We start from the raw sequence: 23878 nt of genomic DNA on the forward strand, positions 1-23878 counted from the left end.
CGCTCAGCTCCAGGTCAGGTTGATCGTGCGTTCGAAGTTGACGTATCCCGCGCGCCGGAAGGCGTTCGCCATGGGGGTGTTGCCCACATCCGTGGCGGCCCGGATGCGCGGGACGTCGTGCGCGCTGAGGATCCGGGTGCCTTCGGCGAGGATGTCGTCGATGTAGCCGTTGCCCCGGTGCGCGGGCAGGACGGCGAGGTAGCCGATGACGGGGTTGTAGTCGTTGTGGCCCGGGGCGACGAACCCGACCGGCTCACCGTCCGGCAGCGTCGCGATCCGCCACCAGTCGCGCGGGCTCCGGTAGTGCGCGAGTTCGCGCTCGAAGTGTCTGACGGCGGCCTCGCGGGGAGGCATCCGGGCCAGGTCTTCGCGGCTGTGCGCGTCGAGCGTCCCGTCCAGCACCTGGGTCATCAGGGAGAGCAGCTCTTCGACGTCGCCCACCGGCCGGAACGCCAGACGTCCGCTCGGCTCGCGGATCGGAGTCCCTGGACGCCACTCCAGACGCAGCCGCTCGACCAGCGGACGTGCGCCGATGCGGGCCAATGCGGCCGTGAGGTCCTGGACGCTTCGCCTGGCTTCCTCGGTCTCGCGCCAGTCGGGCGGGACGAGGCGGAGGTATTCGGGAGGACGGGTGCCCACGGGGACCACTTCGGCCAGGGCGGTCCGCAGCAGCCGCTCGCCGAGGTCCACGCGGTCGCGTTCGGTCGTGCCGTCGTCGACGTCGAAAACGTCCAGCAGGAAGGGCGCGTCGTCACCGGCCCGGCCCCACCAGGCGGCCCTGGCCAGCAGGCGGTCGCCGTGGAGGGCGACCCACATCCATCGCGGCCGGCGGCGCCCCGCCGTCAGGTCGTCGGCCAGCTCCTCGTTGAGGACGTAGGGCAGCCGGCAGAACAGGTCGAGTTCGTCGTGCCCGGTGATCGGGCGGATGGTCAGGTTGTCTTGCACGGTCAAGCACGCTCCGAAGTGAAGGCGCCTGTCCGCTCCGGGGTCAGACGTGGTCCGCGCCCCGGGAGGACACAAGCGCGATGATCATGGGAACCATGGGCTTATCCCTCCTCTCGGTCTCGTGACCCTTGTCGTCGAGGGTCTCGGCCCCAGAGATCTATCCGACTACCGGGCCCCGGCGCAAACCATTTTCACGACCCTCGCTGGCCCAAGATGATCATTAAGCCATGGGCTACATCGTTTGGCCGCCGGGCCCGGATGGCATGGACTTCATCACGTGACGCGCGCGGTCATTCGGTCATGGCAGCACGAGCGGAATGAGGAAAGACATGGAGGGCTTCGACCCGCGGACGAGCTTCGGGTACGAGGTGTCCAAGCGTTACGACGCCGAGGACACCCGAGGTGACGAGGAGCGGACGGTCGCGTTCCTCGCCGGGCTCGCGGGCGGGCGCGACGCGCTGGAGCTCGCGGTGGGCACCGGCCGCATCGCACTGCCGCTGACGAGGGCCGGGGTGCGCGTGGACGGCATCGAGCTGTCGCCCGACATGGTGGACCGGATGCGCGAGAAGCCGGACGGCGACCAGATCCAGGTGACCATGGGCGACATGTCCCGCGTCACCACCGGGCGCACCTACGGGCTGGTCTATCTGGTGTACAACACGATCGGCAATCTGCTCAGCCAGGACGACCAGGTCCGCTGCTTCGAGAACGCCGCTCGGCACCTGGACGACGAGGGGGTGTTCGTCCTCGAGTGCCGGGTGCCGACCGCCCCTGCGCGCCCCGGCCACCAGTTCGTCGACGTCGAGCGGGTCGGTGTCGACCACGTCGGCCTGGACGTCTGCCGCTACGACCCCGTGACCCAGGTGCTCGACGAGAATCACGTGCGACTCAGCGCCCAGGGCATCGTCTTCAGCCCCATCAGGCTCCGTCTGGCCCATCCGCCCGAGTTCGACCTCATGGCCCGGATCGCGGGCCTCCGGCTGCGCGAGCGGTGGGGAGGCTGGGAGGGCGAGCCGTACACGGCCGGCAGTTGGCGCCACATCAGCGTCTACGAACGGCGGGCGGACGCCTCTCGGGCACCGCTCTGACCGCGCCTGGAGTCCGGAGGAGCACCGGGCGACCCCACCCGACCCGGTACGGCCGCCCGGCCGGATCGCGTGGGGTCGTGGCCGATCACCGGATGGCGTCCAGGTTCACGATCACCTGTTTGCCGTCCCGGGCATACCAGAACAGCCCGTTCGACCGGTAGTCCAGCGACGCCGATGCGTTCTGGGACGGCCGCAGCCCGAGATCGCCCGCTCGGCGGGTGGTCGCGTCGTACAGGACCTGGCCGCGCGATTTGCCGTCCTTGTCCTGCTGGGACAGGGTGAGGAAGCGGTCGAGCGCCAGCGGGTCGGGTACGGGATTGCCGGGCAGGTCCCGGGTGCCGCCCTCGCGGCCCTCCAGGGTGTCGCCCTTGACACACCAACTGATCCCGCAGGTGGCGAACGGCTTGACGGCAGCCGTGCTGCGCTTCCCCGTCTCGATGTTGAGCAGGTCGCCGAAGACCACCAGTTCGTCCACGCGCTGCCGGAGGTCGCGCTGGTCGGGGTCGTACTGCTGGGGGTCGTACCGAGGGGTGGCGGCCCAGGGCCAGCCGATCAGCGTGTATCCGGACGTGCCGGGCAGCAGCCGGGGCTTGCCGCCCGACAGCGGCAGCTCGTAGACACCGCCCTTGCCCCACAGCGTCCACACCGCCTTGTCGCCGACGATCTCCAGGTCGATGCCGCCGTAACCGGGCACGCCCTCGAACGTGGTCAGCCGGCTCTGCGCGCCGCCTTTTCTGGGCGCGGTCCAGATGTCCACGATCCGCTTGCTGCCCTGCTTGCGTACGGTCCACCAGTACAGCCGATCGCGGTCCGCCAGCACGGAGGACGCGGTGACGACGGTCTTGGGCGGCGGCGTGACCTGGACGAGCAGCCGCGCCGTCCGCGCCTTGACGTCGTAGGCCCACAGGCCGTCCATCTTGTCGGCGTGTCCGCCCTTCTCCGTACGGACCAGGACGGTGCGGTCGTCGAGAAACGCCTCAGGCCGGAACGGTCTGCCGTTCGGCAGGAGCGCGGGCGCGACGTGCACGGCGCCGGGCCAGACCTTCTCGATCGGCGGGAACACCGGGTCCGCCTGCTGGGCCGGCCTCTCGGTGGCGGCGGCGGTCGGCGGGGGCGTCGCGACCGGCGTCCCTCTGGCCGCGTCGATCACCAACGGCGCGCCGGCGGTCAGCAGGACCACGGACGCCGCGGCGGCGAGCCCCGCCACGCCGTTCCTGCGACGCCTGCGGTGCTCTTCCTCGACGCGCGCGAGCAGGTCGTGCGCGGGGCGGGGGGCGTGCCGGGCCGCGGCGGCGAGTTCGGCGGTCAGAGATGTCTCCAGGTTGTCGGTCACGTGACGTACCCCATGCTCCTCACGATTTCTGGCAGGTCGCCGCGGAGTTTGTCCAGGGCGCGGAAAGCCTGGCTGCGTACGGTCCCGCGCGAGACGCCGAGGACGTCCGCGATCTCGGCGTCCGTCAACTGCTCGTAGTACCTCAGCACGATCACGGCCCGCTGGCGCTGCGGCAGCTTGGACAGCGACTCCCAGAGGCCGGAGCCCTCGTAGGGGGCGTCCTCGTAGGTGCCGTCGGGCGGCGTGGCCGTGATGTGCTCGCGCCTGCGCACCCGCCAGGAATTGATGTGCAGGCGCGTCATCGTCGTCCTGACGTAACCCTCCAGCGCGTTCTTCCTGCGCACCCGCGACCACGAACCGCGCAGCCGGACCAGGGCCTCCTGCACCAGATCGGCCGCGTCGTGCGGGTTGCCCGTCAGCACGTAGCCGTAGCGCAGTAACCCGTCCACCCGCTCGGCCACGAACTGCTCGAACAGCGGATCTTCGTGCACGTGTGCATCCTCCTCCATCCCGACCTAGACGGAACGAAGACCACAGGTGTTGCATCTGCCCCTCCAGACCTTCCGATACGGCGTCATGACGCGACCTCCGCCACCGGCCGGTGAACGCCTAGATCCCGGGTCAAAGTACGACGAAGAACGAGGCGGCCCGGCATGCCGGGCGTGGCGACGGGCAGCGGGGCGTTCGGCGCGATCGACATCCGTGCGGGGAAAGGGATCGGCTGATGGGAACGGGGATGCGGCGGGTGGCGGGGGTGGCCGTGTGCTGTGCCCTCGGGGTGGCCGCGTGCGGCGGGGAGCACGCGCACCGAGCACCGGTTCACCAAGCGCTGGTCCATCAAGCGCCGGTCCACCAGGCGTCGGTCCACCCAGCACCGGCCGCCGGTGATTCGCCCGATGGCTCGCCCTTCGCCCGGATGATGGCGCGGATGCACCGGGACATGGCGGCCGTGCGGCCGAGCGGTGACGTCGACCGCGACTTCGCGGCCATGATGATCCCGCACCACCAGGGGGCGGTGGACATGGCGGTGGCCGAGCTGGCGTACGGGAAGGATCCGGTGCTGCGGCGGCTGGCCCAGGAGATCATCGTGACCCAGCGCCAGGAGATCGACGTGATGCGCCGCCGGGCGGCGGTCACGCCGCAACCCGCGCCGTCGCCGAGCGCCGCAGGACCCGCGGGCTCCGCCCTCCCGGTCTCAGGACGCGACCGCGTCTACACCGCCGACCAGACCTCGAACACGGTCTCCGTGATCGACCCCGCCGCCAACCGGCTGCTCGGCGTGATCCGGCTCGGCGACACCGTGCCCGCCGCGCTGAACCCGCTGTACAAGGGGCAGCTCCTGGTGCACGGGATGGGCTTCTCGCCCGACCACCGGACGCTCGCGGTGGTGTCCATCGCGTCCAACTCGGTCAGCCTGATCGACACGGGCACCAACAGGGTCAAGGGCGTCGTCTACGTCGGCCGTTCGCCGCACGAGGCGTTCTTCACCCCTGACGGCAAGGAGGTGTGGGCGACCGTACGCGGGCAGGACTACGTGTCGGTGATCGACCCGGTGGCGATGCGGGAGAAGCGCCGGGTGAGCACGGCCAACGGTCCGGGCATGGTGCTCTTCCATCCGAGCGGCCGCTACGCGTACGTGCCGTCGAGCTTCACGCCCGAGGTGGACGTCGTGGACACCCGCACGTACCGGGTCATCGCCAGGGTTCCGCAGGCCAGCCCCTTCTCACCCAACCTGGCGGTCAGCCGGGACGGCAAGGAGGTGTGGTTCACCCTCAAGGACACCGGCAAGACGCAGGTGATGAGCGGCGAGCCGCCGTTCCGCATCCTGGCGACCCTCGACACCGGGCCCATCACCAACCACGTGACCACCGTGGACAACGCGGACGGCCGGTTCGCGTACGTGACCGTCGGCGCGGAGAACGCGGTGAAGGTCTACCGCCGCGACGGCGCGAATCCCCGGCACGTCGCCACGATCCCGGTCGGCCACCTGCCGCACGGCGTGTGGGGGTCGGGCGACGGCACGCGGGTGTACGTCGGCCTGGAGAACCAGGACGCGGTCGCGGCGATCGACACCAGGACCAACCGGGTCATCGCCACCATCCCGATCGGGCAGCAGCCGATGGCCCTGGTCTACGTGCCGCGGGCGGTGACCTCCGGCCCCGGCACGGCGAACCTGAGCCCCCGAGGCCAGGCGGCCACCGCCGGGCACCTGGAGCTGACCGCCGCGCCCGGCACCGGCGGGCGCGGGCGCGCCACCGTCTCGGTCAACGCCATGGGCCCTCTCGACACCCTGGAGATCGCCGCCTCGGGGCTGAGGCCCGGCGGCGCGTACACGCTGTGGCTCGTCTCCTCGCGTACGCCGCCGTTCGCGGAGCGGCAGGAGCTGGCGACGTTCAGGGCGAACGCCTCGGGAGCCCAGATCGCCCAGGCGATCGGCCCGCTCAGAGAGGCGCTCACCGCTCCTGGCACCGCCGCCGGTACCGCCCCTGGCACCGCCCGCGACCGGCAGCGCTACCTCCTGGTCGCCGGGGCGGGAACGGACACTCCGGTGCTCGTCCAGAAGACGCCCTAGCTCTCCTCCCCGGTCAGCAGAAGACGGTGGCCAGGGCCTTGGGCAGGGCGTCGGCGGGGATCTGGCCGGTGTTGGGGTTCGCGGAGATCACCAGGGTGCGGCCCTCGTCCGAGCGCAGCGCGTACGTGAGGTAGCCGAAGATCGCGCCGCTGTGCCCGTACACGCTCTTGCCGCAGGTCAGGTCGAACTTCTGGAGGCCGAGGCCGTAGCCCATGCCCTCGCCCGCCGGGTGCGTGGCACGCATCTGCTTGAGCGTGGACGCGCTGGTCAGCTTGCCGCCGAGGAGGGCGTCGAAGAACCGGGCCAGGTCCGCGGAGGTCGAGATCATCTCGCCGCCGCCGTACTCCAGGGACGGGTTCATCCGGGTGGCGTCCACGATCTTGCCGCTGGAGGGGGCGTAGCCGCGGGCGTGCGGCTGAGGGATGGACTTGTCGTGGCCCGGGAGGAACGTGTGGGTCAGGCCGAGGGGTCGCAGGATCCTGGTCCTGATCGCGTCGGCGTACGAACCGCCGGTCAGCTTCTCGATCAGCAGGGCGGCCACCACGTAGTTCGTGTTGGAGTAGTGCCAGCCCTGGCCCGGCTTGAAGTAGGGCGGCCTGGACAGGCCGACGGCCAGCAGTTCCTGGGGAGTCTGGTCGTAGAGGGACTCGACCGGCCGGTAGTCGCGCAGCGACCAGCCGGGGATGCCCGCGCCCGCGTAGTCGAAGAGGCCGCTGGTGTGGTCGAGCGCCTGCCGCACGGTGATCGTGCTGCCCGTGGGCAGCGCTCCTGGCAGGTGCTTGGCGACCGGGTCGTCGAGGGACAGTTTGCCCTCGTCGGCGAGTTGCAGGAGCACGGTGGCGACGAACGACTTGGTGACGCTGCCGATCCGGAAATATCCGGCGGGGTCGGCGGGCTTGCGCGAGGTGAGGTCGCGATATCCGGCCGCGGACGTCCGGCTCTTGCCGTCCTCGCTCACCCGTACCAGCGCCGCCGACAGGGCCTTGGTCTTGACCAGGGCGTCGAGCTGCCGGTGGAGCGAGTCGTGGGCGGGCGTGAGGGTGGTCACGGTGAGCAGGAGTGCCGTGATCTTGGTGAGAAACATGGGGACGACGCTAAGGATTAAGGACAGGCCGGGACCATGCGGGCGACCACCCAGCGACCTGTGGAAAACCACATGGTCGCGCACATCCGAGCGGCCGCTTCCGGCGTGCGCGCGGCCGGTGCACCGCATGCCCGCTCCCGGCGTCCGACCATGGCGAACGGGCGGCGGCGAGGGGAGCCCGGACGCTACCATGAGCGGCCGCTGATCGCTTTGGGGAGGTACCCGTGGATTTCGGGGTGTTGGCCGTGCACGCGCATCCGGACGACGAGGCGATCTGGACCGGCGGGACCCTGGCCAGGTACGCCGACGAGGGTGCCAGGACCGCCGTCGTCACGTGCACCTGGGCCGAGGGCACCCGGCGGGCCGGCGAACTGGAGCGCTCCCTCGGCATTCTCGGCGCGGGCGAGCCGAGGCTGCTCGGCTACGCCGACGCCGGCAAGCCCGAGTCCGCGCCCGGCAGCCCGCGCTTCGTGGACGTGCCGTTCGACGAGGCGGTGAACCGGGTGGTCGAGCACATCAGGGAGTTCCGTCCCGAGGTCGTGCTCACCTACGACGGGTACGGCTCATACGGCCACCCGGACCACGTACACGTGCACCGGGTGACCATGGCCGCGGTCGAGGCGGCCGGGTACGACCAGCTCTACCGGGACGCTGGCGCTCCCTGGCGGCCGAGCGCCCTCTACCTGGCGACCATCCCGCGATCGGTCGTGGTGTCGCACTGGCAGGCGGTCTTCGGAACGCCTCCCGAGCCCGGCATGACGCTGCCGGGAGTACCCGACGAGCAGGTCACCACCCACCTCGACGTCGAGCGGTGGGCCGAGCGCAAGTGGGCGGCCATGCACGCGCACGAGTCCGAGGTCGGGCGCGGCGCGTCGATGACCCTGCTCACGTCGCTGCCGGAGCAGGCCAGGGCCCAGATGCTGGCGAACGAGTGGTACCGCCGCGTCTCCTTCACCGGCGCCCAAGAGACCACCCTGGGCCGTCTTGGTGGCTCGGGCGAGACTGTCAGTCGTTGGGTCAGCACCTGAGGGGAAGCGCTCCCTTCCATCATCACTGTCAGTCGTCGAGGAGGCGCCAGGCGGTGAGGGCGAGCCTGGCCCGGGTCAGCCCGGCCGGCTCGGTGAGGTCGATGCCCAGCACCTGCCCGAGGTGGTCGAGCCGCCGGGCGACGCTGCTGTGGTGGAGGTGGAGCAGGTCGGCGGCGCGGCGCAGGGAGCCGGTGGTGCAGTAGGCGTCCAGGGTTTCCACGTCGTCCGGGTTCGCGGCCACGCGGGTGATCGCGGCGACGTCGGCGTTGTCCCTCGCGGCCTCCTGCGGCACGTGCGCGAGCAGCGCCAGCACGCCCAGGTCGTCGTGGTGGACGACCGGCCGCCGCGGCGTGGTGAAGCGCAGGGCGGTACGGGCCTGCTGCCAGGACCGGTCGGGGCTCCCGGCGGCGCCGATGCCCGCGCGGACGCCCGGCGGGAAGCGGGCCGGGTCCGTGGTGGTGGCCAGGATGACGCCCACGTCGGCGAGGGGCGCCGCCTTCACCGGGCGGGCCGGGCAGATCAGGCCGCCGACCTGGTCGAGCGGCAGCGGTGAGCGTACGGCGAGGACGCGGATCGGCAGATCGGCGGTGAACCCGAGCAGCCGGAGGGCCCGCGCCCTGGCCGCCTCGTCGCTGTCGGAGCTGATCACCAGCTCGACGAGCGCGGGGTCGGCCATGGTGGTGCGGGCCGGGCCGTACCGTTCGACGACCGCCGCTGCGGCGAGGGCGAGCCGGTCGAGCACCATCTCGTCGAGCGGCCCCGGCGGGCCGGGGCGTTCCAGCCACACCGAGCCGATCTCCTCCTCGTCGAGCGTGATCGGCATCGTGGTGGACGCCGGTGACGGCGGGGCCGACGCCTCGCGGCCTTCGGGCGAGAATCGGATCACGCGTCCGGTGCCGTGCAGGCGGATCCCGGTCACGCACTCGGCCAGGCCCGCCGAGGCGCGGGCGAGCGCGGGGAGATCCACCCGGCGGCGCATCAGCGTGTCGTAGAACATCACCACGCGGAGCGCGCCCTCTGCCTCCGTGTCCAGCTTCGACAGCCGTGCCGCCAATGCCTCCATACCTGGAGGATATGCGGCGTTCGTCGCGTGGTCCGGGTGGAATGCGCGACGACTGGCGGCTGATCTCCGGGACACGGACGGCGAGGATGGCGGCATGGACCCAGAGCTGGAAGCATTCATCCCGTTGTTCCCCCGCGCCGACCTCACCGACCCGGTCGTCGAGCGCAAGAGCTTCGCCGAGCTGGCCAGGGCGATCCCGGTGCCCGATTTCGCGGGCATGGAGATCGAGGACCGCACGGTGCCCGGCGATCCGGACGTGGCGGTCCGGATCTACCGCCCGTACCAGGCCCAGGGGGCCGTCGTGTGGCTGCACGGCGGCGGATTCGTGATGGGCGATCTGGACACCGAGCATCCCTGGGCGATCCGGCTCGCGGACGTCTCCGGCGCGGTGGTGGTCTCGGTGGGTTACCGTCTGGCTCCCGAGAACCCGTTCCCCGCCGCCCTGGACGACACCTACACCGTGCTGACCTGGCTGGCCGGGCACGCCGCCGAGCTGGGCGTCGACCCGGAGCGGATCGCGGTCGGCGGCCACAGCGCCGGAGCGGGGCTCGCGGCCGGGGTGTCGCTGCGGGCGCGGGACGAGCAGGGGCCGCGCATCCGGTTCCAACTGCTCAACCAGCCAGGACTCGACGACCGGCAGGAGACCTGGTCGCAGCGCACCTTCACCGACACGCCCTGGATGAACCGCGACAAGGTCACCGCGGGGTGGCGGCACTACCTGGGCCCCGTGCCCGCCCGCGAGCCCGTCTCCCCGTACGCCGCCCCGGCACGGGCCGCCGACCTGTCCGGCCTGCCTCCCGCGTACGTCGCCGCCGCCGAGCTGTGCCCCAACCGCGACGAGGACATCACGTACGCGCTGCGCCTGCTCCAGGCGGGCGTGCCGGTCGAGCTGCACCAGTGGGCCGGGACCTTCCACGGGTCACAGGCGATCCTGTCGGCCGAGGTGTCCCAGCGCCAGCTCGCCGAACTGGGCGCCGTCCTGCGCCGCGCGCTGGCCGGGTGAGGTCGTGCCCGGCATGACCGTGACCCCGTTCGATCTCTACGCGTCCGCGATCCACCTCCACCAGGGCGGCACGATCCACGCCGGGACCGGACCGGCGGGCTCCGGCCACGAGGGCTGGCGGCTGACGGCCTTCTACGCGAAGACCGGCGCCGACGTGCACGCCGGTCACTGGGCCGTCCACCCCGAGGCCGAGGAGATCGTGTCCTGCCTCGTCGGGAAGTTCCGCCTCTACCTCCGTCCGGAGCGGCCGGGACAGGAGGAGGAAGAGATCAGGCTGGGCGCCGGGACCGCCGCTATCGTCCCGCGCGGGCGGTGGCACCGCATCGAGCTGGACATCCCCAGCGACATCATGGCCGTCACCCTGCCGCACGGCAGCCGGTGGGAACGGCGAACCGAGCCATGAGCAGGTAGGAGCGGCGGCCCTCACCCGCACCCTCACCCGCACCCCACCCGCACCCCCACCGAGCCTGGCGGCGCTGCTGCGCCGCGGCGGCCGCTACGCCCGCTTCTGGGAGCCGTCCGCGACCCCGGCGGCCCGCGAATGACCCGCGCGCGAGGTGCCGGTCATCGCAGTGGCGGCAGCGGGCCCATGGTGGTCAGGTCGTAGGTGGTGTCCAGCGCCCGCATGATCTCGTTCGTCAGCTCGCCCGCCTCGGACGCTCGGTGGATGTCGCGGAAGTACCCCTCCGTCCCGCCGGGCACGAAGATGGTCAACTTGCGCCCGCCCTCGGGACCGGCGACGAAACCGTGCGGTGCCCGGGGCGGGACGAACACCACCGCGCCCGCTTCCGCGGCCAGCCACCGTTCGGCGACGTAATAGTCATAGGCGCCGTCCAGGATGTACCAGAGCTCCGCCACCTCATGGCTGTGCAGGACGGTCGCGGAGCCGGGCGGGTCCGCGCTCTCCAGCAAGCCGATCGCGCCGCCCGTCAGCTCACTCGACGCCTTGATCAACATTCCTGTGCCCTGCGGCGTGGCGGCCCGCTCGCCCTGACCCGCCGCGGAAAGAAAGGGCGCCGGTGGGGCGCCTGTCGCCGGGTCACCGATTCGGTGTTCACGCATGACGATCTCCTGTCTGGTAAAGAGCCGGAGTCAACCTTTCACCATCCCGGCGGAAAAACATCACTCTCCTGGTGGAATCTTCGGCGATCGGTGCGTTTCAGGGCGAAGCGGAGTCTGTCAAGGTCCGCGCTTGTCAGGGCCGTGTCTGTCAGGGGCCGCGCCTGTCAAGGTCCTCCGGCCGTGGTCACAGCGCGTGGCCGCCCGCCACCTGCAGCACCTGGCCGGTGATCCAGCGGGCCTGATGGGAGGCCAGGAACACCACCGCGTCGGCGATGTCGTCCGGCTCGCCGACTCTCCCCAACGGGACGATCGCCGTGACCTTGTCGATGACGTCCGCCCCGATCCAGCCCGTCTGTACGGGGCCGGGCGCGACGGCGTTCACCCGGATGCCCTGCGACGCCAGGTCGAGCGCGGTGGACCGGGTGAGCGCTTCGAGCGCGGCCTTCGACGTGCCGTACCCGGTCTGGCCGGGGAACGCCCGCGCGGCGTCGGTGGTGATGTTGACCACGCACAACGGGTCGTCGCCGCGCCGCAGACGCGCCACCTCGGCGGTCAGGAGTGCTGGGGCGATGGCGTTCACCCGGTAGTGCCGTTCGAGCGAGCCGTGGGTCAGCGTGTCGACGGTGTCCGGCGACTCGCAGTGGGCCGCGTTGTTGACCAGCACGTTGATCGAGCCGAGCCGGGCCGCGACCGTCTCCACGAGCCGGGCGGGGGCGTCGGGCTCGGACAGGTCCGCGCTGACGGCGAACGAGCCGTCGCCGAGCCGGCCGGCGAGCCGGTGGGCCTCGTCGGCGGCGGGCGTGACGTGGGCCCATCCGCTGCCGGTGGGCGCGGGGGAGTCGTGGGCGAGATAGTGGATCGCCACGCGCGCGCCCTGGGCGGCGAACGCGCGGCCGATCGCCGCCCCGATGTTCCCGGCTCCACCGGTGACCAGGACGTTCTGGCCCGCGAGGCGGGTGTCGAGCATGGTGTCTCCTCGATGGTGTCCGTTCGAGCGGGCGTGCCCGTGCGCGACTGCCGGAATGTCGTACCCGCGTGGGAGCATGACCCTATGGCGACCTCGAAGCAGCCGGCCACGGTCCCCACCGCCGCCGACGTGGACGAGTTCCTGGCCGCGGTCCCCGACCAGCGGCGACGTGACGACGCGGAGCGGTTGCGCGCGATCCTGGTCGCGGTGACCGGCGAGCCCGCGGTGATGTGGGGTGCCAGCATCGTCGGCTTCGGCAGCTACCGCTACACCTACGAGAGCGGGCGTACGGGTGACTGGCCGCTGGCGGGTTTCTCGCCGCGCAAGCAGCATCTCGTCGTCTACCTGGTGGGCGGGTTCGAGGAGCGGCACGCCTCGGTCCTCGCCCGGCTCGGTCCGCACAAGACCGGCAAGGGATGCCTCTACCTGAAACGGCTCGACGACGTCGACGAGAGCGTGCTGCGCGAGCTGGTCGACCGCACGGTGCGGGTGCACAGGGGCGTCGACCGGGAGAGCCGCCGCGAGGAGGAGCCGGGGCCCGCGGCTGCCGAGTCGGGCCGATCCGGCTGAGGATCAGGGTCGAGGATCAGGGTCGAGGGCCGGTGGGGCCGACGACGAAGGTCGCCGCGTCGTCGGCGGGCACCTCCAGAGCGAGCCCGGTCCCGGCGATCTCCGCGCTCCCCCGGCGATCGGGGAGTCCGGGCATGGTCTAGGTTCGTGACCGTGCGCATCATCTCCCTCAACGCCTGGGGCGGCGCGATGTTCGACGAACTCGCCCGCTGGCTCGACGACTGCGACGCCGACGTCCTGTGCCTGCAGGAGGTCACCCACACCCCGGGTGCCGACGGCTGGACACGGTTCGACGACGCGGAGCGATCGCTGCCGCAGCGGGCGAACCTCCTGGCCGACGTCCGCTCGCGTCTTCCCCGCCACCAGGTCCTCTTCACCGCGAGCGACTCCGGGCCGGTCCACGACCACGACCACCGCTCGCGGCGGCAGGACTTCGGGGTCGCCACCTTCGTCGCCGAGACGCTTCCGGTCGCCGGACTGCGATCGGAGTTCGTGCACGGCGGCTACGTCGAGTATGGGGATCAATGGCCGAACGACGGCCGCCCCAGGGCCGCGCTGGGCGTACGCGTCTTCGACCGCCGCGCGCAGCGGTTCGTCACCGTCGTCAACCTTCACGGCCTGCGCGACGCGCAGGGGAAGGGCGACACCCCGGCCCGCCGCGCACAGGCCGAACGGCTCGCCGCACTCGTCACCGGCCTGCGCGAGAACGGCGACCTGACCGTGGTGTGCGGCGACCTCAACCTGCTGCCCGGCAGCGAGACGTTCGAGATCCTCGCCGGGCTCGGACTGGTCGACCTGGTCCGGGACGCCGACACCAGGACCTCCCGCTACCTCAAGCCCGTACGGCACGCGAGCTACCTGCTCGTCTCCGACCCCGGGGCCGTCAAGCAGTTCGAGATCATGGCCGCGCCGGAGGTTTCGGACCACCGCGCCCTGCTGCTCGACCTCCTGGACTGAGCCTCGCGGCTACGCCCGCCGGTCACCTCGATCGGCGGCGGTGGCGGCCTCCCGCATCCGGGCGATGCCCCAGTCGAGTGCCGCCCGCAGGTGAGCGGACTCCCCGGTCGACAGCATGATCGACACCCCGCCCTGGATCCCGGCCAGCAGCGCGGCGGCGGCCTGGTCCGCGTCGAACGAGCCCGGCAGCCGCCCTCCCGCCTGCAGCGCCCTGACCCCCTGCGCCAGGCTCGCCTGCCATTGCCTCATCAGCTCGACGACGATGGCCCTCGCCCCCGGTGTCGAGCGCCCGATCTGCAGGAACAGCGAGCCCAGCGGGCAATGGTCACCCTGCTCCTCGTAGCGCCGCACCACCACGTCCCGCCAGCGGTACCAGGCATCCCACGAGTCCAGGCACCCCAGGTACGGCTGCTGGTCGTCCAGCACGCGGTCCGCCTCGTACTGCGCGACGGCCAGCAGCAGTTGATCCTTCCCGTCGGGGAAGTAGTGAAAGAGCTGGCTCTTGCTGGTGCCCGTCCGCGCCCGGACGTCGTCCAACGTCGCGAACGCGACCCCCTTCTCCCGCAGCACCTCGGCGGCGCCCTCGACGATGCGGGCCCGCGTCGCCCGGCCCTTCGGCGTCAGGACACCCGGCACGGTCACCTCCTGGTTGGACTACAAAGTCCAGAATAGGGGGGTGTAGTGCCGTCTCGGGCGAGTTGCTGTCCGACAACCTGACCGGTACGGTTCGAGCATGAGCATTCATCCCATTGAACAGCGCCGTGCTTCGGAGGCCGTCAGGGCACAACTCATCGACCTTATCGAGAAAGGCCACTACAAACTCAATGAACGCCTGCCCTCCGAGGCGGAGCTGGCAAATTCCTTCTCGGTGAGCCGATCGGTGGTTCGTGAGGCCCTCAACAGCCTGAACGCGTTCGGACTGACGAAGTCGTACGCCGGCAAGGGCACATTCGTCGCCTCCACCAAGCTCAACTCCCGCATGCTCATCGGCCGGTTCCTGCCGCCTCATCTCGGTGAGGTCCGCCGGGCACTGGAGGTCCCGTCCGCCCGGCTGGCCGCGGAGCGGCGCGGTGAGGAGGACCTGGCCCGGCTGGAGGAGCTGGTCGCGCAGTTCGCGGCCACCGAGGAGAGCGGCAGGCGAGTCAAGATCGACGCCGATTTCCACATCGCCATCGCGGAGGCGACGGGCAACCCGCTCTTTCCCCGGCTGATCGCGGACCTGCGCGACGTGCTCCAGGAGCAGGCGCTGGAGCTGGCCACCATCGAGGGGCGTACGGCGCAGGCCGCCCGCGAGCACCAGGCCATCTTCGACGCGATCGCGGCCGGTGACGGTGAGGCCGCGGCGCGGGCGATGGACGCCCATCTGGAAGCGGTCGCCGAGCACACGGCCACCCCCGCCGACGAGTCGGCGAAGCAGGCCAAGGCCCGGCGCCAGACGGGGTCCTGAGACGGGCGGCACCCGAGAGGAGCCCGGCCGGAGAGGGGTGGCGCCCGGAACGGGCCGCGGCCGGTCAGCCGGTGCCCAGTCGGCGTTCAGGCGGTGGCGGTGCTCTTGAGGTGCTCTTCCGGTGGTGGTGCTCAGGTGGTGTAGTGCTCGGGAGGTGTTCAGGCGGTGGTGGTGCTCAGGCGGATCTCGTGCCACTCGCTCACGCACGGGTTTCCGGCCGCCACGTGCATCGTCCGGCTTTCCGGGGCCAGGATGACCCCGGCCACCGTACACGTGCGCTCGGCCCGGGGCAGGCTCGCGTTCGGGTGCTGGCAGACGTTGTCCGGCTCGCCCGTGTGATCACCCAGAACGGTCTTGAGCCGGTCGATCGTGAGCTTCTCCGCCCCCCGCAGGCCCCGGTCGATCAGTTCCTTGCGGGCCAGGGTGTGCCGCTTGCGTTCGAGATAGACATCCCGCGGCGTGAGGTGATCGGCCAGGAAGTGATTCGCGTGGGTGATTATTCCGTCGTCGTCCGGAAGAAAAGCCTGCACCGCCCCGGCCTTCGGCGTGGTCTCCAAATCTTGGCAGAAGCCTGATTCATCGACGATGAGATAGTTGGCGGAATTCGAGCGGCTGGCGGCTTTGATCCGGTTCGCCGCGCTCGCGCCGTCCTCGCTGTCGAGCACCGAGCGCAGCAGGATGTGGTACGGCACGCCGGGCCCCCCTTCGAGGTGGCTGCTGATGAGCGTGTTGGTGCAGAGGCCGACGCCGCTCTCGTTCAGCCCGATCTTGGCCAGCATCCCGGCCTCCACCAGCGTGATGAAGTCGGGCCCGTCCTCGCGGGTCACCTCGACCAGCACCGCGGTCTCGCGGGCCTGGAGGATCCAGTCCCAGTTCTGCCCGGCCAGCACCGTGCGGTCCGCGCTCGCCTGGGCCGTCAGCGCGAACGACGTGCACTCCATCGGCATCCGCTCGGCCTCCGCGCCCGCGGCGAACATGATCTCGCTGCGCGTGTTGAGCGCGAGGACGTCGTCGGTCTCGACCCCCGCGCCCTCCGCGATGCCGGTGATCTCCCGCATCGACGCGGGGGAGAAGTCCTCGATGTGCGGCCGGAACCGCGCGGCCTGCCGTCGCACCCGGGCCCAGTCCCAGTTCTGGTAGTGCTGGAAGACGTCCGCGTAACCCGTGATCGCCTCGCGGATCTCCCTGCGTGCCAGCCGCCCGTACATGAGGCCGCGCTCGGCCGGTGTTCCGGTGATCCGGTATCGGGGAAAGGACGGCACAAGCGCGGGCACCGACATCGACGAGCCTTTCCTTAGACGCCAAACCGGTCAGGTTGCCTGACAGGTGGGATGCTTGCAAAGCCGAGGAGAATCTAAGCATAATGTCCGGCAGTCAGACAACCTGGCTGCAAGAGTTTCATACCGGACAGGTCGGAGGTAAGGCTTGTGGCGACTGTGTTGATCGCCGGTGGCGCGACCGGGATCGGGCGGGCCACCGCTCGACGGCTGCTGGGCTCGGGATATGACGTGCACATCGCCGACATCGACCTCGACGGGGCGACGGACGCGGCGCGCGGCGAGGGGCCCGGCCGGGGCTCGGCGGCGTACTGCGATCTGGCCGCCCCCGAGGGGCCGGCCCAGGCGGTGGCGGACGCGGTGCGCCTGACCGGCCGGCTGGACGCCGTCGTGGTCTGCGCCGCGCTGCTGGTGGAGCACGAGCTGGCCGACTTCCCGGCGGCCGACTGGGACCGGGTGATGGCGCTCAACCTGCGCGCGCCGTTCCTGATCACCCAGGCTGCGGCCCCGCACCTGACCGCGTCCGGGCGGGGGCGGGTCGTGCTCACGGGATCGACGGCGGCCTTCAGGGGCGGCGGCGGCTCCTTCGCGTACGCCGCGTCCAAGGGCGGCCTGGTCGCCCTCGTCCGCTCGCTCGCGGTGGCGCTCGGCCCGTCAGGTGTCTGCGTGAACTGCGTGTGCCCCGGCTGGATCGACACCCCGTTCAACGACCCCTACTGGCAGCGCGTCGGCGGGGAGCGCGAGGCGGCCGAGGCCGCGCTGGCCTCCAGGATCCCGCTCGGCGCGCTCGGCCGGCCGGACGACGTCTCGGGGCTGATGGCCTTCCTGGTGTCGGAGGAGGCCGGGTACGTCACGGGCCAGTCGTTCGTCGTCGACGGCGGCCTGCTCGCCTCCTGAAGCGACTCCGGAAGCGCCTCATGAACGCCTCATGAACAGGGCCCGCCCGCGGCCCCGTGAATCGCAGGAACAACAAGATGGACATAGGGGAATAGATGGGATTTAGTCATTCAATGGAGGCCATAACGCTTGCCGGGGCCCGCGTGATCATCGCGGGCGTGGAGGGCGCCGCCGCCGCTCGGGGCGTGGCGCTCGCCGTCACGGTGTGCGACCCCGCCGGAGCCCCGATCGCCACAGCGCGGATGGACGGCGCCAACGCCGTCGCCGCCCGCCTGGCCGCGGACAAGGCGTTCACGGCGGCGGCGTTCGGAGCGCCCTCCCATGCCTGGGCCGAGGCCACCGCGCCGGGCGGGCCCGACTGGGGGATGGCGGGCGCGGCGGGCGGACGGGTGCTGGTGCTCCCCGGCGGTCTGCCCATCATGGCGGGCGGCAGGCTGATCGGAGCGCTCGGCGTGAGCGGCGCCGCCCCGGCCGTCGATCTGGCCTGCGCCGAGGCCGGTCTCGCCACGGTCGATTTGCCGGCGTCCCTTGCGTCCGGCTGACGTCTTCCCTAACCTGTCAGGCAAGCAGACAGGTTGGATCCACCTTGCCCCCTAGGGAGAGCCAGACGATGTCACTGCAACTGCGAGGCCGTACGGTCGCCGTGCTCGCCGCGGACGGCTACCAGGAGCTGGAGCTGTGGTATCCGGTGCTGCGCGCCCGCGAGGAAGGAGCCACGGTCGTCATCGTGAGCTCCGACCCCGGCGGCGTGGACAGCAACCTGGGCTACCCGCTGCTCCCCGACGGCCAGGCCGACCCCGCCGCGCTCGACGCCCTCGTGGTGGCCGGGACGGTGACGGGCGAGCCGGAGTACTCGGCGGCCCAGTCGGACCTGATCCGCGCCGCGGCCGAGGGCAGCGCCCGCGTCTACTCGGTCGGCAACTCGGCGGCGGCCGTACGGCGCTCGCTCGGCGCCGACAGCCACGACCGGTGGGTCGCCTTCGACTCCGCCGACGACCTGCCGGACCTGGTCGCCCGGCTGTCCCGTGACCTCTCAGAAGGCTGAGCCCGCCATCGAGTGAGAAGGAGAGAGCCCCCCATGAAGGTGTTGCGTACGGTGCTGGGCGACGTCCCGGCCGAGAACTCCGGTCTGATGTTGTCGCACGAGCATCTGCTCTACGGATATCCGGGCGCGGAGCTGGACCACCGTGCGGTGCTCGACTACGACGCGGCCGTCGACTTCGTGGCCGGGCAGGTCCGGCGCGGCAAGGACGACTTCGGCTACGGCACGATCGTGGACATGACGCCGCCGGAGGTCGGGCGGCACCCCCAGTTCATGGTGGACGTGGCCACGAAGACCGGCATGAACGTCATCGCGATCACCGGCTTCTTCCCCGAGCGCATGGGCGTGCCCTACTACTGGCGGCGGCAGACGATCGAGGAGCTGACCGACTTCTTCGTCAAGGACCTGACCGAGGGCATGGTGTTCGCCTGGGCGCAGACGCCGTACCGGGCCGGGGCGATCAAGATCGCGACCGGGCAGGAGAGCGTCACCCCGATGCCGAGCCCGCTCGGCCCGAACGGCCGCCACATCCACGAGGTGGAGGACCGGGTCATCAGGGCCGCGGGGCGGGCCGCCACGCGCGTCGGCTGCGCCATCAACACCCACATCGACCCGATGGACTTCGAGGTCACCAACCCCGGCAGGGAGCAGCTCGAGATCCTGCTGGAGGAGGGCATGGACCCGGCCAAGGTGATCATCGGGCACGCGTTCGTGCCGCCCCAGCTCGAGTCCATGCGGGAGATCCTCAAGCTCGGCGCCAACGTCCAGCTCGACCACATCGGCATCCCCTGGCGGGTGGACAGTGCCGAGGAGCTCGACGAGGCGATGGCCGAGGCCCTGGTCACGCTGCTCGACGAGGGGTACGGCGAGCGCGTCGTGATGTCGTTCGACCGCTGGTTCATGAACCCGCGCGCGGGCGTCACGGAACAGGACCCGCAACTGCTCAACGAGAAGGTGGACCTGAGCTACATGTTCACGAGCTGGGTGCCGCGCCTGAAGAGCAAGGGCGTCACCGACGAGCAGCTCGACCAGATGATGATCTACAACCCGCGCCGGATCTTCGCCATCGACGTTGCAGAGGGAAACCAGTGAACATCTCCGAGGCGCGTGTCGCCGTCCTGGTCGAGAACCAGTACCAGGAGCTCGAACTGTGGTATCCGGTGTTGCGGCTGCGTGAGGCCGGCGCCACCGCCGTGATCGTGGGCCCGTCCGCCGACGAGGTGTACGCCAGCAAGCTCGGCTACCCCGCGGTCGCCAACGTCGCGGTGTCCGAGGTGACCCCCGACCACTTCGACGCGGTCGTCGTGCCCGGCGGGTTCTCGCCGGAGTACCTGCGCCGCAACCCGGCGATGGTGGAGTTCGTCCAGAAGGCCGCCGCCGTGGACAAGCCGCTCGCCGCGATCTGCCACGCGGGCTGGCTGCTGGCCACCGCGGAGCTGCTGGAGGGCCGCCGGGCCACCTCGGTGGCGACGATCAAGGACGACGTACGGCACGCGGGCGCCGAATGGGTCGACGCCCCCGTCGTGGTGGACGGCAGGCTCGTCACCGGTCAGCTCCCCAACGACCTGCCCGAGTTCATGCGCGAGGTGCTCAGGCTGCTGGCCGAGGCCGAGCCGGCGGACCGCCCGCCGCTGCCCGCCCTGCGTCCCAGCCCGGCCGCCTACGACCGGCCGGCGGTGCTCCGCAGCCGGTCGGCCGGGCCGGGGTCGGCGAACTACCGGGCGTACGCGGAGCTGGGCTGACGTGCAGGTCGACCTCCCCCTCGAACAACTGGAGCGCTACCGCTACGACGGCGCGGAGCCCGCCGACTTCGACGACTTCTGGCGGGCCACCCTCGCCCGCGAGGACGAGCGCCCGCTGGCGGTGACCGTCCGGCCGTACGACGCGGAGCTGGAGACGGTGGATGTGCTCGACCTCGAGTTCGCCGGATACGGCGGCGCCCGCGTCAAGGGCTGGGCGCTGCTGCCGCGCGGGCGCTCCGGCCCGCTGCCCGCCGTGGTCGAGTATCTCGGGTACGGCGGCGGCCGGGGACTCCCGCTGGAGTCGCTCACGTACGCCTCGGCCGGGTTCGCCCACTTCATCCTCGACACGCGCGGCCAGGGCAGCACCTGGCGGACCGGCGACACCCCCGACCCGGCCGGCAGCGCGCCCGCCATCCCCGGCCACCTCAGCCGCGACGTCCTCTCCCGCGACGACTACTACTACCGGCGGCTCTACGTGGACGCGTACCGGTTCGCCGACGTGGTCAAAGGGCTGGCGGACGTCGACCCGGGCCGCCTCACCGTGACGGGGCGCAGCCAGGGAGGCGGGCTGTCGCTGGTCGTGGCCGGGCTGCGGGACGACATCGCGCTGGCCGTGCCGCACGTGCCGTTCCTGTGCGCGTTCCGGCGCGCGCTGCGGATGACCGCGGAGAGCCCGTACGGCGAGCTGACCCGCTGGATGGCCGTCCACCGGACGAAGGTGGCGGAGGCGTTCGGCACGCTCGCCTACTTCGACGGGGTCTTCTTCGCCCGGCGGGCCCGCTGCCGGGCGAGCTTCTCGGTGGCGCTGCGCGACCTGGTGTGCCCGCCTTCGACGGTGTACGCCGCCTACAACGACTACGGCGGGCCCAAGGAGATGACGGTCTGGGAGTTCAACGGCCACGAGGCCGGCGGGCCGTACGACCAGCTCCGCACGATCCGCGCAGTCAGGACCCTGACGTGAGCGGCGACCTCGACCGTGCCGTGGACGGCCCCGTCGACCTGCACCACCACGCGATCCTGCCGGGCTACCGGCGGCGGCTGAGCGCGATCGGGGTGCGCGCGCAGCCCGGCATCGACTTCCCCGGCTGGTCGGCCGAGGCGTCCCTGGCCATGATGGACCGCCTCGGCATCGGCACGGCCGTGCTCTCCGTCGCCTCTCCCGGCTTCTACTTCGGCGACCAGGGCTTCGCCACCTCCCTCTGCCGCGACACGAACGACGAGCTGGCCGCAGTCGTGGCCGGCTCGGGCGGGCGGTTCCGCGCGTTCATGGCCGTACCGCTGCCGTCCGCGGCGGACGCGGTCGCCGAGGTGCGGCGGCTGGCCGGCCGGCCGGGTTTCGCCGGTGTCAGCCTGCTGTCCAACTACGGCGGGCACTACCTGGGCGACCCCCGGTTCGATCCGCTCCTGGCCGAGCTGGACGGGCTGGGCGCGCTCGTCCACGTGCACCCCACGCTGCCCCCGTGGTGGGCCGAGGGCGCGATCGACCTGCGTCCCTCGCTGCTGGAGTACGTCTTCGACACCAGCCGCACCCTGACCAGCCTCGTGCTGGCCGGGGTCGCGGACCGCCACCCCGGCATCCGCTGGGTCTTCTCCCACTGCGGCGGCGTCGTCCCGTTCGTCGCCCACCGGCTCGCCATCGCCGAACCGCTGCCCGAGCTGGCCCGCGTCGGCGAGCGCGGGATCGAGGGCACGCTGCGGGAGTTCCGCTACGACTGCGCGCTGTCGGCCTCCGCCTCCGGGCTGGGCGCGCTGCTGTCGGTCGTGGACGAGACCCGTGTGGTCTTCGGCTCCGACTTCCCCTTCGTGGACGAGGCGACCGTGCGGGCCGAGATCGAGCTGCTGGCCGGGCTGGGCCCGCGTACCGGGCTGGCCGCGCTGGGCGGCAACGGCCGCGCACTACTGGAAGGAAAGCAGTGAAGGCAGCATTGTTGTACGGCGTCGGCGACCTGCGCGTGGAAGAGGTCCCGAGACCGGTCGCAGGGCCGGGCGAGGTCGTGGTCGAGGTACGCGGCTCGGGCGTCTGCCCCAGCGACATCCGCAGCTTCACCGGCGCCGCGGCGTCGAAGGCGCCCTGGACCCCCGGCCACGAGGTCGCGGGCACGATCGCGGAGACGGGGCCGGGGGTCGGGTTCCCATGGGTCGCCGGCGCCCGGGTCGTCCTGGACTGGCGCGGCGTGTGCGGAGTGTGCCGCCAGTGCCGCCGCAACGCCGCCAACTTCTGCGAATCCGTGGTCAAACATCCGATCGCCGGGTTCGCCCAGTTCACCAAGATGCCCGTCACCCAACTGCGGATCGTGCCGGACGAGGTGTCGTTCGAGGCGGCCAGCTTCTGCGAGCCGCTGGCCTGCGTGCTGAACGCCCACCGCGCCATCCCCGTCGAACCGGCCGCCGACGTGCTGGTGCTCGGCTCGGGCCCGATCGGGCTGCTGCACACCCAGGTCGCGCTCAGGCGCGGCGCCCGGGTGATCGTCGCCGACCGGCTCCCCGAACGGCTGGCGGTGGCCGAGAGGCTGGGCGCGCACGACGTCGTCCAGGTCGGCGACGACGGCCTCGACGAGGTACGCGACCTCACCGACGGCTACGGTCCCGACGCCGTGATCGTCACCGTCGGCGCCCCGGCGGCGATCGAGTCGGCGCTGGGCGTCGCGGGCAGGAACGCGGTCGTCAACCTGTTCGCCGGCACCCACCCGAAGGGCTCGGTGCGGCTGAACCCCGACGTGCCGCACTACGACCAGGTGACGATCAACGGCAGCCACGACTTCAACCCCGGCGACTTCAGCACCGCGCTGCGGATGCTGCGCTTCGGGCTGGTCGACACCGGCCCGCTGATCAGCCACCGGTTCCCGCTGTCGGCCGTCAAGGAAGCCTTCGAGATGACCATGTCGCAGAAGGGCCTCAAATCCGTCATCACCCCTAGCGAAGCGAGTGAGCAGTGACCAGTAAGCCCAGCGGGCCCTATTGTTTCCCCGAAACCCTGCCGGCCTGGCCCCGGCGCCGCATGCACCACCTCTTCGGTCCCGATGGCCGGGCGGTCATCGCGGCCATGGACGCCGGGATCAAGGGGGTGCCGCCGGGCCTGGCCGACGCGCACGCCGCCGTGCGCGCGGTGGTCGACGGCGGGATCGACGCCATCCTGGCCACCATCGGGTTCGCCCGCGCCACGGCGGGGGAGCTGGGCGGGCGGGGATTGATCGTCGCGCTGGACAGCGAGATCCCCTCCGCCGGGTACGGCGTCGAGCAGGCCGTACGGTTCGGCGCCGACGGGGTCGAGCTGAAGGTGTTCCCCGGCAACCCCGAGGTGACCAAGCTGGGGGAGCTGCGCGAGCTGGCCGCGACCGCCGACCGGTGGGGGATGCCGCTGATGGCCGAGCCCATCCCGGTCGGGTTCAAGGAGCTGCGGGCGCACACCGTCGAGAACGTCGCCAACGCCGCCCGCCTGTCCGCCGAGGCCGGTGCCGACTTCGTCAAGGCGCAGTTCGTCGGGGACGTCGAGCAGTTCAGCACCGTCGTCGCCGCCTGCCCGGCGCCGCTGCTCGCCCTGGGCGGGCCGCGCAAGACGCCGCGCGACGCCCTGCAGATGGCGGCCGACGCCATCGAGGCCGGGGCCAGGGGCGTCGTGTACGGCCGCAACATCGTGGAGGCAGAGCGCCCGGACCGGATGGTCGCCGCCCTGGTCGAGATCGTGCACGGCGGCTCGTCGGTGGACGCGGCGGCGAAGCTGCTGAACGTCCCCCTCTGATGCGCCCCGACTCTCCGCCCCCACCGGCCCCGGAGCCCAGGGCTGGGGCCGTGACGCGAGGG

The 23878-nt window shown here is 71.6% G+C and carries 26 protein-coding genes; 17 read left to right on the forward strand and 9 right to left on the reverse strand.

Annotation, left to right across the window (positions count from 1 at the left end; genetic code table 11):
• Positions 1–3: 3 nt before the first annotated feature.
• Positions 4–951 (reverse strand): GNAT family N-acetyltransferase, encoded by a 948-nt coding sequence (locus tag ABD844_RS03190; RefSeq protein ID WP_344872741.1) that lies wholly within the window; start codon positions 949–951, stop codon positions 4–6.
• A 323-nt stretch (positions 952–1274) separates the two neighbouring features.
• Here ABD844_RS03190 and ABD844_RS03195 point away from each other — a divergent pair, with 323 nt between their 5' ends.
• Positions 1275–2033: a class I SAM-dependent DNA methyltransferase gene (locus tag ABD844_RS03195; protein WP_344872743.1), complete on the forward strand. Its 759-nt coding sequence runs from the start codon at positions 1275–1277 to the stop codon at positions 2031–2033.
• 85 nt (positions 2034–2118) lie between these two features.
• Here ABD844_RS03195 and ABD844_RS03200 read toward each other — a convergent pair whose 3' ends face one another.
• Together ABD844_RS03200 and ABD844_RS03205 are read right to left on the reverse strand one after the other, a co-directional pair.
• On the reverse strand, positions 2119–3366 hold the full coding sequence (locus ABD844_RS03200) for a hypothetical protein (RefSeq protein ID WP_344872745.1): 1248 nt from the start codon (positions 3364–3366) through the stop codon (positions 2119–2121).
• Complete coding sequence (locus ABD844_RS03205; RefSeq protein ID WP_344872747.1) at positions 3363–3857, reverse strand: SigE family RNA polymerase sigma factor; 495 nt, start codon at positions 3855–3857, stop codon at positions 3363–3365. Before ABD844_RS03205 ends, ABD844_RS03200 begins: the two co-directional genes overlap by 4 nt.
• A gap of 245 nt (positions 3858–4102) precedes the next feature.
• On the opposite strand from ABD844_RS03205, the gene ABD844_RS03210 reads away from it, so the two are divergent.
• Positions 4103–5938, forward strand: a complete 1836-nt coding sequence (locus tag ABD844_RS03210) for a DUF305 domain-containing protein (RefSeq protein WP_344873029.1) — start codon at positions 4103–4105, stop codon at positions 5936–5938.
• Between the two features lie 13 nt (positions 5939–5951).
• Here the strand turns inward: ABD844_RS03210 and ABD844_RS03215 are convergent, their stop codons facing one another.
• A complete protein-coding gene (locus tag ABD844_RS03215; protein WP_344872749.1) occupies positions 5952–7022 on the reverse strand; it encodes a serine hydrolase domain-containing protein in 1071 nt (356 codons plus the stop codon).
• Between the two features lie 224 nt (positions 7023–7246).
• On the opposite strand from ABD844_RS03215, the gene ABD844_RS03220 reads away from it, so the two are divergent.
• The gene (locus ABD844_RS03220) at positions 7247–8050 is read left to right on the forward strand and encodes a PIG-L family deacetylase (protein WP_344872751.1); all 804 of its coding nucleotides are present in this window, start codon (positions 7247–7249) and stop codon (positions 8048–8050) included.
• Between the two features lie 28 nt (positions 8051–8078).
• On the opposite strand, the gene ABD844_RS03225 is transcribed toward ABD844_RS03220, so the two are convergent.
• Positions 8079–9113 (reverse strand): PucR family transcriptional regulator, encoded by a 1035-nt coding sequence (locus ABD844_RS03225; protein ID WP_344872752.1) that lies wholly within the window; start codon positions 9111–9113, stop codon positions 8079–8081.
• Between the two features lie 94 nt (positions 9114–9207).
• On the opposite strand from ABD844_RS03225, the gene ABD844_RS03230 reads away from it, so the two are divergent.
• A complete protein-coding gene (locus tag ABD844_RS03230) occupies positions 9208–10116 on the forward strand; it encodes an alpha/beta hydrolase (protein ID WP_344872754.1) in 909 nt (302 codons plus the stop codon).
• A 13-nt stretch (positions 10117–10129) separates the two neighbouring features.
• Positions 10130–10519, forward strand: a complete 390-nt coding sequence (locus tag ABD844_RS03235) for a cupin (RefSeq protein ID WP_344872756.1) — start codon at positions 10130–10132, stop codon at positions 10517–10519.
• Positions 10520–10680: 161 nt separating this feature from the next.
• Here the strand turns inward: ABD844_RS03235 and ABD844_RS03240 are convergent, their stop codons facing one another.
• Complete coding sequence (locus tag ABD844_RS03240; RefSeq protein WP_344872758.1) at positions 10681–11178, reverse strand: cupin domain-containing protein; 498 nt, start codon at positions 11176–11178, stop codon at positions 10681–10683.
• A gap of 184 nt (positions 11179–11362) precedes the next feature.
• Positions 11363–12145 carry an SDR family NAD(P)-dependent oxidoreductase gene (locus ABD844_RS03245; RefSeq protein ID WP_344872760.1) on the reverse strand — a complete coding sequence of 261 codons (783 nt, stop codon included), beginning with the start codon at positions 12143–12145 and terminating at the stop codon, positions 11363–11365.
• 84 nt (positions 12146–12229) lie between these two features.
• On the opposite strand from ABD844_RS03245, the gene ABD844_RS03250 reads away from it, so the two are divergent.
• Positions 12230–12715 carry a DUF1801 domain-containing protein gene (locus ABD844_RS03250; protein WP_344872761.1) on the forward strand — a complete coding sequence of 162 codons (486 nt, stop codon included), beginning with the start codon at positions 12230–12232 and terminating at the stop codon, positions 12713–12715.
• A 147-nt stretch (positions 12716–12862) separates the two neighbouring features.
• Complete coding sequence (locus ABD844_RS03255) at positions 12863–13672, forward strand: endonuclease/exonuclease/phosphatase family protein (protein WP_344872763.1); 810 nt, start codon at positions 12863–12865, stop codon at positions 13670–13672.
• Positions 13673–13681: 9 nt separating this feature from the next.
• On the opposite strand, the gene ABD844_RS03260 is transcribed toward ABD844_RS03255, so the two are convergent.
• On the reverse strand, positions 13682–14308 hold the full coding sequence (locus tag ABD844_RS03260) for a TetR/AcrR family transcriptional regulator (protein ID WP_344872765.1): 627 nt from the start codon (positions 14306–14308) through the stop codon (positions 13682–13684).
• A 97-nt stretch (positions 14309–14405) separates the two neighbouring features.
• Here ABD844_RS03260 and ABD844_RS03265 point away from each other — a divergent pair, with 97 nt between their 5' ends.
• Positions 14406–15119: a FadR/GntR family transcriptional regulator gene (locus ABD844_RS03265; RefSeq protein ID WP_344872767.1), complete on the forward strand. Its 714-nt coding sequence runs from the start codon at positions 14406–14408 to the stop codon at positions 15117–15119.
• A 158-nt stretch (positions 15120–15277) separates the two neighbouring features.
• Here the strand turns inward: ABD844_RS03265 and ABD844_RS03270 are convergent, their stop codons facing one another.
• A complete protein-coding gene (locus ABD844_RS03270; RefSeq protein WP_344872769.1) occupies positions 15278–16399 on the reverse strand; it encodes a C45 family autoproteolytic acyltransferase/hydrolase in 1122 nt (373 codons plus the stop codon).
• Between the two features lie 147 nt (positions 16400–16546).
• Between ABD844_RS03270 and ABD844_RS03275 the strand changes: the two genes are divergently transcribed.
• The 9 genes from ABD844_RS03275 to ABD844_RS03315 all read left to right on the forward strand — a co-directional run bounded on the left by ABD844_RS03275 (position 16547) and on the right by ABD844_RS03315 (position 23816).
• Positions 16547–17293 carry an SDR family NAD(P)-dependent oxidoreductase gene (locus ABD844_RS03275; RefSeq protein ID WP_344872771.1) on the forward strand — a complete coding sequence of 249 codons (747 nt, stop codon included), beginning with the start codon at positions 16547–16549 and terminating at the stop codon, positions 17291–17293.
• 113 nt (positions 17294–17406) lie between these two features.
• Positions 17407–17835, forward strand: coding sequence for a GlcG/HbpS family heme-binding protein (locus ABD844_RS03280; RefSeq protein ID WP_344872773.1), 429 nt, complete (start codon positions 17407–17409; stop codon positions 17833–17835).
• 68 nt (positions 17836–17903) lie between these two features.
• On the forward strand, positions 17904–18338 hold the full coding sequence (locus ABD844_RS03285) for a DJ-1/PfpI family protein (RefSeq protein ID WP_344872774.1): 435 nt from the start codon (positions 17904–17906) through the stop codon (positions 18336–18338).
• 33 nt (positions 18339–18371) lie between these two features.
• Positions 18372–19427 carry a phosphotriesterase family protein gene (locus ABD844_RS03290; protein WP_344872775.1) on the forward strand — a complete coding sequence of 352 codons (1056 nt, stop codon included), beginning with the start codon at positions 18372–18374 and terminating at the stop codon, positions 19425–19427.
• Complete coding sequence (locus ABD844_RS03295) at positions 19424–20077, forward strand: type 1 glutamine amidotransferase domain-containing protein (RefSeq protein ID WP_344872777.1); 654 nt, start codon at positions 19424–19426, stop codon at positions 20075–20077. Before ABD844_RS03290 ends, ABD844_RS03295 begins: the two co-directional genes overlap by 4 nt.
• Before the next feature lies 1 nt (position 20078).
• Positions 20079–21038: an acetylxylan esterase gene (locus tag ABD844_RS03300; RefSeq protein ID WP_344872779.1), complete on the forward strand. Its 960-nt coding sequence runs from the start codon at positions 20079–20081 to the stop codon at positions 21036–21038.
• Complete coding sequence (locus ABD844_RS03305; protein ID WP_344872781.1) at positions 21035–21994, forward strand: amidohydrolase family protein; 960 nt, start codon at positions 21035–21037, stop codon at positions 21992–21994. Before ABD844_RS03300 ends, ABD844_RS03305 begins: the two co-directional genes overlap by 4 nt.
• On the forward strand, positions 21991–23013 hold the full coding sequence (locus tag ABD844_RS03310) for a zinc-binding dehydrogenase (protein ID WP_344872783.1): 1023 nt from the start codon (positions 21991–21993) through the stop codon (positions 23011–23013). Before ABD844_RS03305 ends, ABD844_RS03310 begins: the two co-directional genes overlap by 4 nt.
• The gene (locus ABD844_RS03315) at positions 23010–23816 is read left to right on the forward strand and encodes a class I fructose-bisphosphate aldolase (RefSeq protein ID WP_344872785.1); all 807 of its coding nucleotides are present in this window, start codon (positions 23010–23012) and stop codon (positions 23814–23816) included. Before ABD844_RS03310 ends, ABD844_RS03315 begins: the two co-directional genes overlap by 4 nt.
• Positions 23817–23878 lie beyond the last annotated feature (62 nt).

It is taken from the genome of Nonomuraea antimicrobica (assembly GCF_039536965.1).
Taxonomy (GTDB): domain Bacteria; phylum Actinomycetota; class Actinomycetes; order Streptosporangiales; family Streptosporangiaceae; genus Nonomuraea; species Nonomuraea antimicrobica.

Bases quoted from the DNA above. Each gene is read 5' to 3' on its own strand.
- ABD844_RS03195 (WP_344872743.1), top strand. From the start codon at position 1,275: ATGGAGGGCTTCGACCCGCGGACGAGCTTCGGGTACGAGGTGTCCAAG.
- ABD844_RS03210 (WP_344873029.1), top strand. From the start codon at position 4,103: ATGCGGCGGGTGGCGGGGGTGGCCGTGTGCTGTGCCCTCGGGGTGGCC.
- ABD844_RS03215 (WP_344872749.1), bottom strand. From the start codon at position 7,022: ATGTTTCTCACCAAGATCACGGCACTCCTGCTCACCGTGACCACCCTC.
- ABD844_RS03225 (WP_344872752.1), bottom strand. From the start codon at position 9,113: ATGGAGGCATTGGCGGCACGGCTGTCGAAGCTGGACACGGAGGCAGAG.
- ABD844_RS03230 (WP_344872754.1), top strand. From the start codon at position 9,208: ATGGACCCAGAGCTGGAAGCATTCATCCCGTTGTTCCCCCGCGCCGAC.
- ABD844_RS03235 (WP_344872756.1), top strand. From the start codon at position 10,130: ATGACCGTGACCCCGTTCGATCTCTACGCGTCCGCGATCCACCTCCAC.
- ABD844_RS03240 (WP_344872758.1), bottom strand. From the start codon at position 11,178: ATGCGTGAACACCGAATCGGTGACCCGGCGACAGGCGCCCCACCGGCG.
- ABD844_RS03245 (WP_344872760.1), bottom strand. From the start codon at position 12,145: ATGCTCGACACCCGCCTCGCGGGCCAGAACGTCCTGGTCACCGGTGGA.
- ABD844_RS03250 (WP_344872761.1), top strand. From the start codon at position 12,230: ATGGCGACCTCGAAGCAGCCGGCCACGGTCCCCACCGCCGCCGACGTG.
- ABD844_RS03265 (WP_344872767.1), top strand. From the start codon at position 14,406: ATGAGCATTCATCCCATTGAACAGCGCCGTGCTTCGGAGGCCGTCAGG.
- ABD844_RS03270 (WP_344872769.1), bottom strand. From the start codon at position 16,399: ATGTCGGTGCCCGCGCTTGTGCCGTCCTTTCCCCGATACCGGATCACC.
- ABD844_RS03280 (WP_344872773.1), top strand. From the start codon at position 17,407: ATGGAGGCCATAACGCTTGCCGGGGCCCGCGTGATCATCGCGGGCGTG.
- ABD844_RS03285 (WP_344872774.1), top strand. From the start codon at position 17,904: ATGTCACTGCAACTGCGAGGCCGTACGGTCGCCGTGCTCGCCGCGGAC.
- ABD844_RS03290 (WP_344872775.1), top strand. From the start codon at position 18,372: ATGAAGGTGTTGCGTACGGTGCTGGGCGACGTCCCGGCCGAGAACTCC.